We start from the raw sequence: 12,263 nt of genomic DNA, 5'->3' as shown, positions 1-12,263 counted from the left end.
TTTTATCAGATTATTAACACTTTTATATGAAAATATAAAAAATCCCAAGTCAAATGACAAGGGATTAACATTTTACACAGGGTAAACAGGATGTTTTCTTACACTAAAGTGCAGTTCTTTTGTTTCATAGAAACTAAATCGTTGAATCAAAACATCTCTCAGTTCTGATGGAGCAACAATTTCATCTACAATAAGCTCTGAAGCTAGCTTGTAAATATCAATATGCTCCTTGTATTCTTTATGCTTAGCCTGAACAAATGCCATCTTTTCCTTCGGATCTTCTATCTCATTAATCTTATTTGAATAGACAGCATTTACGGCTGCTTCAGGACCCATAACGGCAATTTGAGCTGTTGGTAGAGCGATACAACAATCCGGTTCAAAAGCAGGACCTGCCATGGCATAAAGACCTGCACCATATGCTTTTCTCACGATAACAGAGATTTTCGGAACAGTTGCAGAGCTCATTGCCGCAATAAGTTTAGCCCCGTGACGAATAATTCCTGCACGTTCCACTTTCGTTCCAATCATAAAACCTGGAACATCCGCAAGAAATAGTAATGGGATATGAAACGCATCGCATAATTGAATGAACTTTGCTGCTTTATCGGCAGAATCAACAAAAAGGACTCCTCCCTTAATCTTTGGCTGATTAGCAATAATTCCTACAGCTCTGCCGTCAATTCTTGCTAACCCTGTAATGATTTCAGGAGCAAAAAGTTTCTTAATTTCATAAAAGCTATTCTGGTCAACGAGACGATCAATGCATTCGTACATATCGAATGGTGCATTTTGATTTTCCGGTATGATCGATTCCAGATCACGCCCTTCTTTAGCTGGCACACCTTGAATTTTTTTTGGCTGTTCTTTAAAGCTGGATGGGAAATAACTGAGATACTTCTTAGCTGATTCAATGGCTTCCTCCTCACTATACACAAGAACATCGCCACACCCACTCACAGTACAATGCATTCGGGCACCGCCCATTTCTTCCAGTGTTACTTTTTCACCAATAACCTTTTCTGCCATACGTGGTGATCCTAAATACATGGAAGCATTTTGATCAACCATAATGACAATATCACAAAAAGCTGGAATATACGCACCACCTGCTGCTGAAGGACCAAATAAAATACAAACTTGAGGAATCATTCCTGAAAGCTTTACTTGGTTGTAAAAAATTCGACCGGCTCCACGTCGGTTTGGAAACATTTCCAACTGATCTGTTATTCTGGCACCAGCAGAATCGACAAGATAGAGTAATGGTACCTTTAACTTCTCTGCGGTTTCTTGAATTCGAATTATTTTTTCTACAGTCCGCGCTCCCCATGAACCAGCTTTGACCGTTGAATCATTCGCCATTACACAAACTGTTTGACCGTTGATCTTACCAATACCTGTAACAACTCCATCTGCTGGAAGATCACCAGCAGAAAAGTTGGCAAATTTACCGTCCTCTTCGAATTTTCCTTCATCAAATAATAATGCCAGTCTTTCACGGACAAATAGTTTCTTTTGGTCCTTTGCCTTTTCGTGATATTTTGGGTGCCCTCCAGCTTCAATTTTTCTTCTGTATTCATCTAATTGATTATTTAATGTATATGACGCTACCATAATAGCTCCTCCTTGCTTATCCTAAAACCATTAAAACATCGCCTTCGTTAACAAAATCACCGATGTTGACTTTTACTTCTTTTACTACCCCTTCGATACCGCTTTCAATTGGAATTTCCATTTTCATCGATTCAAGCATTAGTACTTCCTGTCCCAGATTTATTTGATCGCCTTCTTTTGCGAAAATATTTAATACTGTTCCTGCCATACTTGCTGTAATTTCTTTCATTTTTGTAACACTCCTTATTTCACTAATTGTTTCGTTAAAAAGTTGGTTGTGTATATACCATTTCTAAAATCTTCATTTTCAAGAATAGTTGAGAAAAGAGGTGCATTTGTTTTAATTCCTTCGATTTGAATATTCTTGAAAAACATTTCTGCTGAACGAATGGCATCTTTTCTCGTGCTTCCGTAAAAAATACATTTAGCAATCATTGGATCATAAAAAGGAGTTACTGTTCCCCCTTCTTCATATCCTGAATCAATTCGAACCCCATCAAATTGATTCCAATTTAATGTTGTGATTTTACCCGGTGACGGTAAAAAGCGGACAGAGTCTTCTGCGTATAGGCGAAATTCAATTGAATGTCCAGTTGATTGAATTTCATCCTGTAACAGTGGAAGAGATTCTCCTCTGGCAACAAGAATTTGCCATTTTACTAAATCCAAACCAGTAACCATCTCTGTAACAGGATGTTCTACCTGCAGTCTAGTGTTCATTTCCAAGAAATAAAAATTTTCATCTTCATCCACAATAAATTCAATGGTACCAGCATTGGAATAGTTCACAGCTTTCGCTGCTTTAATTGCGGTGTTATACATTTTCTCCCTCACAGAAGCAGAAAGAAATGGTGAAGGAGATTCCTCTATTACCTTTTGATGTCGTCTTTGAATGGAACAGTCCCGTTCAAATAGATGGACAATGTTTCCATAACTATCTCCAAATATTTGAACCTCAATATGTCGAGCATCAGCAATATATTTTTCAATAAAAACCTCATCTGAACCAAAATATGCCTTTGCCCGAGATTTGGTTGATTCAAATGACTTAACGAGCGCTTGCTCATTTTCGCAACGAATCATTCCTATACCACCGCCGCCTCCACTTGCTTTTAGCATAACGGGGTAACCAATTTTCTCTGCTAAGTTTAATGCTTCCTCGACGGTTCTAATTCCTGAACTACTTCCTGGCACTACCGGTACTCCAGCTTTTTCCATTGTTTGTCGGGAGGCAATTTTATCTCCCATTAATTCAATGGTATTAGGATCGGGTCCAATAAAAAGGATTCCTTCATTTTTTGTTTGTCTGGCAAATGCTGCATTTTCAGATAAGAAACCATAGCCCGGGTGGATCGCATCTACTTTTTCAGATTTCGCAATGGCTAAAATTTTTTCGGCCTGTAAATAAGATTTATTAACCGGTGGTTCCCCTATACAAACAGCCTTTGTCGCTTCCTTGACATACGGCATATCTTTATCTGCTTCAGAGTAAACAGCAATTGTTTCAATTCCCATTTCCCGGCAGGTCCGAATAATCCTTAATGCAATTTCTCCACGATTAGCAATTAAAATTTTTTGCACCAAATTTCCCCTTTCATACCCCAATGTTTACTCCATTTTAGATATTTCTACATCGATGTCTAAATTTCCTGCAAAATATGAAAACGCTTCCTGTTTTTTCATAGAAGAATTTTTTGCACTTTTGTTATATAATTAAATTGATTCATTTGAAAAATTTAAAAAATGATTTATTTCATTTTATTCAGAAGTACAACAAGATATACAATTGTTTGATTTGGGAGGAAGATTATGGGGACAAAAGTAGAGAAACTAAAAATAAACTTTAAAACACTAGAAGAATTTAAAAAATTTAAAGAATACGGACTTCAAGAACTTTCTATGTTGGAAGATCTCGAGGCAAATATGGTAGATAATGATATTGAATCACCATTTTATGGAATCTATTTCGGGGATAAGCTGGTAGCCAGGATGAGTTTATATCAAATCGATGCCAAATATGACCGTTATTTTTATCCACCACAAAATTATTTAGAATTATGGAAACTAGAGGTACTTCCTGATTACCAAGGTCGAGGATATGGAAGAATGTTAGTTGAATTTGCAAAAAGTTTTGGTTTACCAATTAAAACAAATCCTAGAGTCCAATCTCGAGATTTTTGGGAAAAAATGGGCTTTACGAGTGTAGATTATGATATGGAACGTGATAGAGGGGAAAACCCGCTTGTATGGTATCCAGAAGGGGTTAAAGCACAATAATACCAATGATTAAAATCAAAATACTTAAGCGGACAAATATGTCCGCTTTACTTATTACTTTTCCACTCTTTCTAAATTTCCGTTTTTATCCATTTGGAATTTTACTTTTTGTTGTCGATCCTCATCTTGAAAGACTACCATCTTTCGAGCTCGTTCCATAATTTCCAGTAAGGAACGGTAATCCTCTTCTATTGCTTTTAAGCTTTTAGTAAGTCTTTCATTTTCAGCTGCTAAATAGTATGTTTCCTTTTCTAATTCTTTTATTTTTTCCGAAAAACGCTGTCTCTCTTCTTCCAGTACTCCAATATCTTTTGCTTTCTTATAGAGATACTCTAAATAATGAATTACCGCAGAAAATGTAATGGAACTTTGCTCAGCTTCATAAGAGGATCCGGCACCAATATTTTGAGTTTCTTTCATTTGGCTATCTTTTTGTGGAACAGTTTGTTTTTTTAATTCCTTTCTTTGTTTCTTAGCAAGCTCAATTCCTGATTTATATTGTTTCCTGACAAAAGAGTTCCATCTAAAGCCACAAGCTGCAGGTGTTCTGGAAAGTTGTTTTCCCACTTCCTCGAATGCTTGCAGCTGTGTTCCACCCTCTCGAATATGTCTTAGCACCACTTCTGCAAGCAGTAAATCCTCATCTTGTGTCCATGCATCTTGCCGGGTTGGTGACATTGGAATCTCCCTCCTAGTAGTGTTTTATAAAACATATGCATCTACTAGAAAAGATAGACTTAATCAACTTTCAAGATTACTGTTTTTCAGCCAATTTTTTATTGATAAATGATTTAACATAGTTTAAATGAGCTTCACTTTTCCAAAGAATGGAGCAATTTCTTACCTCTTCTTCTATCCTCCTTTGGAGCTCACTTGCCTTCCATTTTTGTATCCATAATTTTTTATAAGATTGTAATACACTGACATCCTTATTAAGGATTTGTTCTAGAAACTTTTCACATTCTGTTATATGGTCATCTTCATATATCCTATCGATAAAACCAACACTACTTAAAAACTCTGCTGGGTATAAGTCAGCTTCCATTAACATTTTCATAGCAACTGAATGAGGCAACTTTTCTGTCAAAATCGAACCGCCTCCCCATCCAGTAGTGATTGCCTGATTTCCTTGAACAAATCCAGCTTTCATTCCTTTTTTGGCTAATCGAAAATCACATGCAGCAGCTAATTCACATCCCCCACCAACTGCTATCCCATTCATAAGTGCAACAGTAGGGATTGGCAAGGTGAGTAAAGAGTAAAGTATTTCTGACATTTTAGATAACATTGTATAAGCATCTTGTTGGGTTTTGAGAAGATGAAATACAGAAAGGTCACCACCCGAACAAAATGCTTTCTCCCCCTCACCGGTAATAACAAGGGCTTTTATACCAGGTTCCGTTGCCATTTTAATTACCTCAGATAACCCTTCCATAACCTCATAATTAATGGCATTTCGCTTTTCATTTCTTGTGATCGTAAATAATATATAGCCTTTATCTCGTTTTTCGATCGAAAAAGACAATCCTTTCACCCACCCGTCTATATAATCAGTAAATGCCAACAAAATGACAAAAGCACAAGGGCATTATGCTCCTTGCGCTTTATTTTAGCCATTATTAGTTGTTTACTACATCTTTGCCTTTGTATGTTCCACAAGCCTTACATACGCGGTGAGCTAGTTTCATTTCACCACAGTTAGGGCATTCTACCATACCAGGTACGTTTAATTTAAAATGAGTACGGCGTTTTCTTTTTGCAGTTTTAGAAGTTCTTCTAAAAGGTACAGCCATTCTTCCCACCTCCCTTAAAGAGTAATATAAAGTCATGAAGGCCAGGTATGCTGGATCTTCACTTTGGCTTCTTTTATTTTCCGATTATGATTCGGAAGAAGAATGATTTTTGTCAAAAAACTTAGCAAGTCCTGCAAGTCTCGGATCAATTTTACCAGACTCCGATTCTTCATGAATGACTTCCCAATCCTTGCCTGATTGAGGTGCTGCATCTTCAGATACAACATCATCATCACAAAATACTTGCATAGGTACTTCAAGTAAAAGTATTTCGCGAATGACTGGTTTTAAATCAATCACATCGCCTTTTACCTGGTGTGCTTCCTCATCAGTTTCGTAAACAGTATCTTGCAACAGGAATGTTTCTGTTGTTTCGACATTAATCGGAAATTTTACATCTACTAATGTACGAGAACAAGGAAGAATCAGATACCCATCAATTTTTAGATGAAAAGTTACTTTCGATGGATCGATATCAACACGGCCTGTGATATGCATAGGAGATACATCCCTTATGTTGGAATCATCCTGCATTAACTCATCAAACCGTACAATGTCATCAATTAGGAATTCCTTGTTTCGATATTTTTGTAATTGTGATAATGTCCATTTCAAGCGAATCACCCCAAGGCAACAAAGGTAATTATAGCCTTCGATAATATTTTTGTCAATATTTTTTCTTTACACCTATGATGGTGAATAAAATTAAAAATTTTTCCATACTAGTGTATCCAATCTTAACAATTACAAACATCCATAACATCTTAACATAACCAACGATTGAATTCCTTAAAATTTTGCTATAATGGTAATAATTATAATGTAGCAAGGAGAAAGCGAATGAAAGCAGTTGGAATTATTGTTGAATATAATCCATTCCATAATGGCCATGCTTTTCATTTGGAAGCTTCCCGCAAAGTATCGAATGCAGATATTGTAATAGCTGTCATGAGTGGGAACTTTCTTCAAAGAGGAGAACCTGCTTTAGTTTCAAAGTGGTACCGGACAAAAATGGCCTTACTTAATGGAGTAGATCTTGTATTTGAGCTACCTTACGGATTCGCAGTCCAAAAAGCGGAAACTTTTGCAAATGGAGCCGTCTCTATTTTGGATGCTGTTGGATGTGACTATTTATGTTTTGGTAGTGAAAGCGGTGATATTGATTCCTTTTATCGTACGATTCATTATCTCAATGACGAACATGAGAACTATGAAAATAATATAAAGCAATATATGAACAAAGGTGTTAGCTATCCAAAAGCATTAGCTTTATCCTATCAACAACTACCTAACTCTGAAAATTTTCTCGATTTATCCAAACCAAACAATATACTTGGTTTTCATTACATAAAAGCAATAATTGGGCAAAACAGTTCAATTAAGCCAGTGACAGTAGCGAGGAAAAATGCAAATTACCATGATGAAAATTTCACCTCTGAAACAATTGCTAGTGCTACAAGCATTCGCAAGGCAATATTCTCAGATGAAAAAAAAATAAAAATAAGCCAATACGTACCAGAACCAACAAAAAAACTTCTTGATGAATACATGAATCATTATGGTATGTACCATAACTGGGAAAATTATTGGGACTATTTACAATTTCGGCTAATCCAAGCCTCAAATGAAGAATTACAAGAGATTTATGAGGTAGAGGAAGGTCTAGAAAATCGATTGAAAGCAGCAGCGATTCAGTCTACTAGCTTTCAAGAGTTTATGCAAAAAGTAAAAACGAAGCGGTATACTTGGACTAGATTACAAAGATTATGTGTTCATATATTAACAAATGCACAAAAAATAGAGATGACCAAGTTCACAGAAAAAGCCTCTTATCTAAGGCTCTTAGGGATGACAACTTTGGGAAGAGACTATTTAAATCAAATGAAAAAACACTTTAGACTCCCTCTTGTATCAAAATTATCTTCTTTTAAAGAAAAAGAGATTACGCTTGATATAACTGCAGCAAGGATTTATGCTATGGGGCTTGGAGGAATACAAAGGCAAGAAATGTTAAAACAGGAGTTCATCGAACCCCCCATATACATAAAGAAATAGGATGGTACTAATTCCAACCTATTTCTTTTCTGCCAGTTTTTCCAAATAAGCGACAGCTTCCTCGAAAGTATCAACTGGTACAATTTTCATTTTTGTTTGAATTTCACGGGCAGTTTTTAAGGCCTCCTGATAATTGGAATCTTTTGAGCCTTCTTCATTTGGAGCAAAAAAGATATCAGCTCCAGCCTTGTCAGCTGCTACTATTTTTTGCTCAATTCCTCCAATGGGACCTACTTTTCCTTTCACATCAATTGTACCTGTTCCCGCTATGCGATAACCTTTCGTTAAATCTTCTTTCGTTAATTGATTATAAATTTCCAAAGCAAACATTAATCCAGCAGATGGACCACCAATCTGCTCCGTATCGACTTTCACTTTCGGATCAACGACAATATCTTTATCATCAACTAAAGTAATACCAATTCCTACCTTATTTGGCTCATCTTTAAAAGGCTTAAGTGATAGCGTAACCTTTTTTTCTTCATTGGATCTTTTAAAAGTTAGAGTCACTTTTTCATCCGGACCCTTTTGACTAATATAATTAATAAATTCTTCAGAAGAAACAAATTCCTGTCCATCTATTTGATAAATTCGATCCCCTGCTTTAAGCTTTCCGTCAGCAGGCATTCCGGGAATAACCTGCATAACATATATCCCTTTATATTCATAATGAACTGGCAACCCTGCTTTTCTATATGCTACTTCAATGGCATTCAGTTTAGATGAAGCCATTAATTGAAGCTGTCTTACTTGATATTCCTCTTCTGATTCGTCTTCACTTAAAATCATTTCAATTGGGTAGATTTCTTCATATTTTCTAAACTTGGCTTCTAAATAGGAATAAATATTAGCCCTTCCCATTCTTACGGTTGTAAGCATAAAACTCCCTTTTTCCCCATGGCCATTTTCTACCTCGATGATGGGAGCCAGTTCCTTAGCCATCCCCGGCTTTGAAACATAATATGGTAAGGAATAATACATGCCTCCAATAAATAATACGACAAGGAATATTAAGGAACCAATTGAGAACTTTTTCCGCAAATTCACATCACTCTTTCCAATGCTCTATTTCCTGTTTAATTTTGTCGAGATTTTTCCTTGCTTCCTCCTCACCAAGTTTAATGATTTCTTCAATATTGGTAAATGCTTTGGAACTATATTTCTCGACTGGAGGGCGAATCATTATATTAGCCGCCATTTCCCGATAATTTTTTATCTCGGTTTGCATGATGTCTAGGCTTTGCATGATGACATCATAAATAGAGGAAATTTCGGCATTACGCTTAACCATGGAGACATCGACAGCAATGACTATATCTGCCCCCATTTCTTTGACTACTGAAATAGGAACACGGTCAACGACTCCTCCATCTACAAGCATTCTTCCGTCATACTTTTCAGGAACAAAAATACCCGGTATTGAAATACTTGCTCTGACAGCATCAGCTACAAGTCCTTTTCTAAATACCACTTTTTCACCGGATAATAAATCAGTAGCTACTATTCCAATTGGAATAGACAGATCCTCTATGTTTTTTCCATGGGTGAAAACTCTAATAAACTCTTTAATCTTCTTTCCAGCTATAAAGCCCATTTTAGGTACAGTAAAGTCTAAAAAATATTTCCGCTTAAATGCCATTGATAATTTATACAAACGATCAAGATCAATGCCTGCTCCATAAAAGCTAGCCACTAAAGCTCCCATACTGCTTCCAGCAATTAAATCGATCGGGATCCCTGCTTCAGTTAATACCTTAATAACACCTAAATGAGCGAACCCACGTGCTCCACCTGAACCAAGTGCCAAGCCTATCCTTGGCCGTTTCATAGACTTTACCTCCTAATTTTCAATATCTCTTCAAGTCAATCACATTCAATAAAATCTCATGGTCTAAACTATGGTTCCATGAGTATATTTTATTAATATGAGGACAAGGTTTTGAAGGAATGAAACTATTATATCACTGAAATGAATGAGATGTATTTATTATATGCCGGGAAGGAGGCCCTTCATTGATTCGTTCAAAACTTAAAACACTTCTATTAGCATTTTCAGGCACCATTTTAGCCATTTCACTAATCATGTATCCACAGGAGTCATTCGAAGCCTCTATCCGTGGTCTAAATATGTGGTGGAAGGTTGTATTTCCGTCGCTCTTGCCTTTTTTTATTATTTCTGAAATGTTAATAGGTTTCGGGGTAGTGAAGTTCATAGGCGTTTTGTTAGAGCCGTTTATGCGACCATTATTCAAAGTTCCCGGAGTGGGAGGTTTTGTTTGGGCGATGGGTATGGCCTCCGGCTTTCCAGCAGGTGCAAAATTTACCGCAAGAATGCGCCAGGAAGGACATTTAACACGAATAGAAGCAGAAAGACTTGTTACCTTCACTAATTCATCTAATCCCTTATTTATCTTTGGAGCTGTTGCCGTAGGATTCTTTCATAATACGCATCTAGGAATATTGTTAGCAGCATCTCATTATTTAGGAAATATTTGTGTAGGTATTATTATGCGTTTTTATGGCAAAGAGTCCCCGGAAGATATGCGAGAATACCGAAAAAAACATAAAATACGTGAAGCATTAGCTGTACTACATCAAACAAGAATCAAAGATAATAGACCCATTGGTAAGCTTCTTGGTGATGCTGTAAATTCATCGATTCAAACATTATTAATGGTTGGCGGTTTTATCATTCTTTTTTCCGTAGTGAACAAATTGCTGTTTCACTTACATATTACCGAGACATTGGCGAAGTTAATAGAGACTTTACTTTCCTCACTCAGCTTTCCTGAAATGTTAAGCATTCCCTTTATTTCGGGGTTATTTGAGATTACTTTAGGCAGTGAATTAACAAGCCGGGTGGAAGATGCTTCCCTTCTTCATCAAGCAGCCATCACTAGTTTTATTTTAGGGTTTAGCGGTTTCAGCGTACAAGCCCAAGTAGCGAGTATCCTTGCACAAACCGATATTCGTTTTCAACCATTTTTTATTGGGCGAATTTTGCAAGGTTTTTTTGCCAGCATTTTCACCTTTGTTTTATGGAATCCAATTTATGTTCGCCTCAGTCAAAAGGAAGTACCCTCCAATTCAATTCCAGTATTTGGAGACGGAATATGGGCAAAGGATTTTTATCATCAAATGATTGAAATCGGACCAATTATTACCATCTTTTCACTTTTATTGTATGTATTGGTATTATTTTTCCGTTTGATAAGTGATAAAAAGAGCTAAGCATGAATGCTTAGCTCTTTATTCATTACTAGAAAATTTCTTCTGCAATACTTTTTCCACCTCTGGAGGAACGAGCTCTGAGATTTTCGCATGATATTTGGCTGCTTCTTTAACGATACTAGAGCTCAAAAAGGAATATTGGTTATTTGTCATCATAAAAAATGTTTCTATATTTTCATTTAGTACACGGTTCATGGAAGTAATCTGCATTTCATATTCAAAATCAGAAACTGCCCGAAGTCCTCTTAAAATGACATTAGCATTTACACTCTTTGCATAGTCAACAAGCAGACCTGAAAACTGATCTACCTGAACGTTTGGTATGTCCATTGTCACTTCTTGAATTAATTTTATCCGTTCATCCACTGTAAACAGCGGACTTTTTGATGAATTATTTAAGACTACAACATAAACCTTATCGAATATTTTGGCTCCTCGCCGAATGATATCTAAATGACCATATGTAATCGGGTCAAAGCTTCCCGGACAAACGGCTATTCTTGACAAGTTGGCTCCTCCTAACTCTCCATTCCACTTTCATAAATTGTTACTGCGATAATTCCGTATTTTTCATGTTTCTTTTGAATAAATCGCCCAACTGTTTGTGGTAGTTCGACTTCAAAGCTATGCTCACAAACAATAATACCGCAATCTTTCACTAAATTATTCATATCCAATTTTTCCATTAAATTAACAAGTTGTTGTTTTTTGTAGGGAGGGTCCAAAAAAACATAATCAAAGCGAATGTTTCTTTTTGATAGTGCTTTTATGGCCCTTTCGGCATCATTTCGATAGACCTCTGTTTTTTCTGCAAAATTACATGCTTTAATATTCTGATGAATGATTTGCACGGCCTTGGGATCTCGGTCAATAAAGATTACTTTATCTACTCCTCTGCTAAGCGACTCAATACCAAGTCCTCCACTGCCAGCAAAGAGATCTAAACCAATTCCACCATCAAAATATGGCCCTATTATATTAAAGATAGCTTCTTTCACTTTATCAGTTGTAGGTCTGGTTGTATTACCAGGTACTGCTTTTAAAGATCGCCCTTTACAAGACCCTGAAACTACTCGCATGAACTAATCACCACATTTTTTTACAGAAATCGACTGTCTTAATACATCCTAACATAAACTACAAATTATAGACAAATCCCTAATCTCATTTTCGAAATTATCCGAATTTGAAATATGAGATAGGAATTTTTATAAAACAGGTATAAGGTTTTGGGGAGTGGAAATACTGAAGATAACAACATCAATTCGAGGATGTTGTTGCCAACCGCGGAGA

General features: G+C 36.4%; 14 protein-coding genes. 3 read left to right on the top strand and 11 right to left on the bottom strand.

Annotated features, from left to right (window positions below; genetic code table 11):
• Nucleotides 1-72: 72 nt before the first annotated feature.
• From G4Z05_RS01620 to G4Z05_RS01610, 3 genes are read right to left on the bottom strand one after another with little or no spacing between them, the layout of a single operon-like run.
• Nucleotides 73-1,614 (bottom strand): acyl-CoA carboxylase subunit beta, encoded by a 1,542-nt coding sequence (locus G4Z05_RS01620; RefSeq protein WP_163250171.1) that lies wholly within the window; start codon nt 1,612-1,614, stop codon nt 73-75.
• 16 nt (nt 1,615-1,630) lie between these two features.
• Complete coding sequence (locus G4Z05_RS01615) at nt 1,631-1,843, bottom strand: biotin/lipoyl-containing protein (protein WP_163250170.1); 213 nt, start codon at nt 1,841-1,843, stop codon at nt 1,631-1,633.
• Nucleotides 1,844-1,857: 14 nt separating this feature from the next.
• Nucleotides 1,858-3,195 (bottom strand): acetyl-CoA carboxylase biotin carboxylase subunit, encoded by a 1,338-nt coding sequence (locus tag G4Z05_RS01610; RefSeq protein WP_163250169.1) that lies wholly within the window; start codon nt 3,193-3,195, stop codon nt 1,858-1,860.
• A 228-nt stretch (nt 3,196-3,423) separates the two neighbouring features.
• On the opposite strand from G4Z05_RS01610, the gene G4Z05_RS01605 reads away from it, so the two are divergent.
• Nucleotides 3,424-3,891, top strand: coding sequence for an N-acetyltransferase (locus tag G4Z05_RS01605; protein WP_038540834.1), 468 nt, complete (start codon nt 3,424-3,426; stop codon nt 3,889-3,891).
• A gap of 54 nt (nt 3,892-3,945) precedes the next feature.
• On the opposite strand, the gene G4Z05_RS01600 is transcribed toward G4Z05_RS01605, so the two are convergent.
• The 4 genes from G4Z05_RS01600 to G4Z05_RS01585 all read right to left on the bottom strand — a co-directional run bounded on the left by G4Z05_RS01600 (nt 3,946) and on the right by G4Z05_RS01585 (nt 6,299).
• Nucleotides 3,946-4,569 (bottom strand): RsfA family transcriptional regulator, encoded by a 624-nt coding sequence (locus G4Z05_RS01600; RefSeq protein WP_163250168.1) that lies wholly within the window; start codon nt 4,567-4,569, stop codon nt 3,946-3,948.
• Between the two features lie 76 nt (nt 4,570-4,645).
• Nucleotides 4,646-5,425, bottom strand: a complete 780-nt coding sequence (locus G4Z05_RS01595; RefSeq protein WP_327989557.1) for an enoyl-CoA hydratase/isomerase family protein — start codon at nt 5,423-5,425, stop codon at nt 4,646-4,648.
• An 85-nt stretch (nt 5,426-5,510) separates the two neighbouring features.
• Complete coding sequence (rpmF, locus tag G4Z05_RS01590) at nt 5,511-5,684, bottom strand: 50S ribosomal protein L32 (protein WP_038540824.1); 174 nt, start codon at nt 5,682-5,684, stop codon at nt 5,511-5,513.
• An 84-nt stretch (nt 5,685-5,768) separates the two neighbouring features.
• Nucleotides 5,769-6,299 (bottom strand): YceD family protein, encoded by a 531-nt coding sequence (locus G4Z05_RS01585; protein ID WP_163250166.1) that lies wholly within the window; start codon nt 6,297-6,299, stop codon nt 5,769-5,771.
• A 225-nt stretch (nt 6,300-6,524) separates the two neighbouring features.
• On the opposite strand from G4Z05_RS01585, the gene G4Z05_RS01580 reads away from it, so the two are divergent.
• Nucleotides 6,525-7,739, top strand: a complete 1,215-nt coding sequence (locus G4Z05_RS01580; protein WP_163250165.1) for a nucleotidyltransferase — start codon at nt 6,525-6,527, stop codon at nt 7,737-7,739.
• An 18-nt stretch (nt 7,740-7,757) separates the two neighbouring features.
• Here G4Z05_RS01580 and G4Z05_RS01575 read toward each other — a convergent pair whose 3' ends face one another.
• Both G4Z05_RS01575 and G4Z05_RS01570 read right to left on the bottom strand, forming a co-directional pair.
• Nucleotides 7,758-8,780, bottom strand: coding sequence for a SepM family pheromone-processing serine protease (locus G4Z05_RS01575; RefSeq protein ID WP_276207618.1), 1,023 nt, complete (start codon nt 8,778-8,780; stop codon nt 7,758-7,760).
• Between the two features lie 7 nt (nt 8,781-8,787).
• A complete protein-coding gene (locus G4Z05_RS01570; protein WP_163250164.1) occupies nt 8,788-9,567 on the bottom strand; it encodes a patatin-like phospholipase family protein in 780 nt (259 codons plus the stop codon).
• Nucleotides 9,568-9,752: 185 nt separating this feature from the next.
• On the opposite strand from G4Z05_RS01570, the gene ylbJ reads away from it, so the two are divergent.
• Nucleotides 9,753-10,970: a sporulation integral membrane protein YlbJ gene (gene ylbJ / locus G4Z05_RS01565; RefSeq protein ID WP_163250163.1), complete on the top strand. Its 1,218-nt coding sequence runs from the start codon at nt 9,753-9,755 to the stop codon at nt 10,968-10,970.
• Nucleotides 10,971-10,988: 18 nt separating this feature from the next.
• Here the strand turns inward: ylbJ and coaD are convergent, their stop codons facing one another.
• A complete protein-coding gene (gene coaD, locus G4Z05_RS01560) occupies nt 10,989-11,477 on the bottom strand; it encodes a pantetheine-phosphate adenylyltransferase (RefSeq protein ID WP_163250162.1) in 489 nt (162 codons plus the stop codon).
• An 11-nt stretch (nt 11,478-11,488) separates the two neighbouring features.
• Nucleotides 11,489-12,049 (bottom strand): 16S rRNA (guanine(966)-N(2))-methyltransferase RsmD, encoded by a 561-nt coding sequence (gene rsmD, locus G4Z05_RS01555; RefSeq protein WP_163250161.1) that lies wholly within the window; start codon nt 12,047-12,049, stop codon nt 11,489-11,491.
• Nucleotides 12,050-12,263: the final 214 nt, after the last annotated feature.

Origin of the sequence: Neobacillus thermocopriae (assembly GCF_010975035.1) — a bacterium.
Classification (GTDB): Bacteria; Bacillota; Bacilli; order Bacillales; family Cytobacillaceae; genus Neobacillus; species Neobacillus thermocopriae.
The sequence above is the reverse complement of the archived record's forward strand: the minus strand, read 5'-3'. Positions and strand labels throughout refer to the sequence as shown.

Excerpts from the sequence above, each read along its gene's own strand:
- G4Z05_RS01620 (WP_163250171.1), bottom strand. The coding sequence starts at position 1,614 with ATGGTAGCGTCATATACATTAAATAATCAATTAGATGAATACAGAAGA.
- G4Z05_RS01615 (WP_163250170.1), bottom strand. The coding sequence starts at position 1,843 with ATGAAAGAAATTACAGCAAGTATGGCAGGAACAGTATTAAATATTTTC.
- G4Z05_RS01605 (WP_038540834.1), top strand. The coding sequence starts at position 3,424 with ATGGGGACAAAAGTAGAGAAACTAAAAATAAACTTTAAAACACTAGAA.
- G4Z05_RS01600 (WP_163250168.1), bottom strand. The coding sequence starts at position 4,569 with ATGTCACCAACCCGGCAAGATGCATGGACACAAGATGAGGATTTACTG.
- rpmF (WP_038540824.1), bottom strand. The coding sequence starts at position 5,684 with ATGGCTGTACCTTTTAGAAGAACTTCTAAAACTGCAAAAAGAAAACGC.
- G4Z05_RS01580 (WP_163250165.1), top strand. The coding sequence starts at position 6,525 with ATGAAAGCAGTTGGAATTATTGTTGAATATAATCCATTCCATAATGGC.
- G4Z05_RS01570 (WP_163250164.1), bottom strand. The coding sequence starts at position 9,567 with ATGAAACGGCCAAGGATAGGCTTGGCACTTGGTTCAGGTGGAGCACGT.
- rsmD (WP_163250161.1), bottom strand. The coding sequence starts at position 12,049 with ATGCGAGTAGTTTCAGGGTCTTGTAAAGGGCGATCTTTAAAAGCAGTA.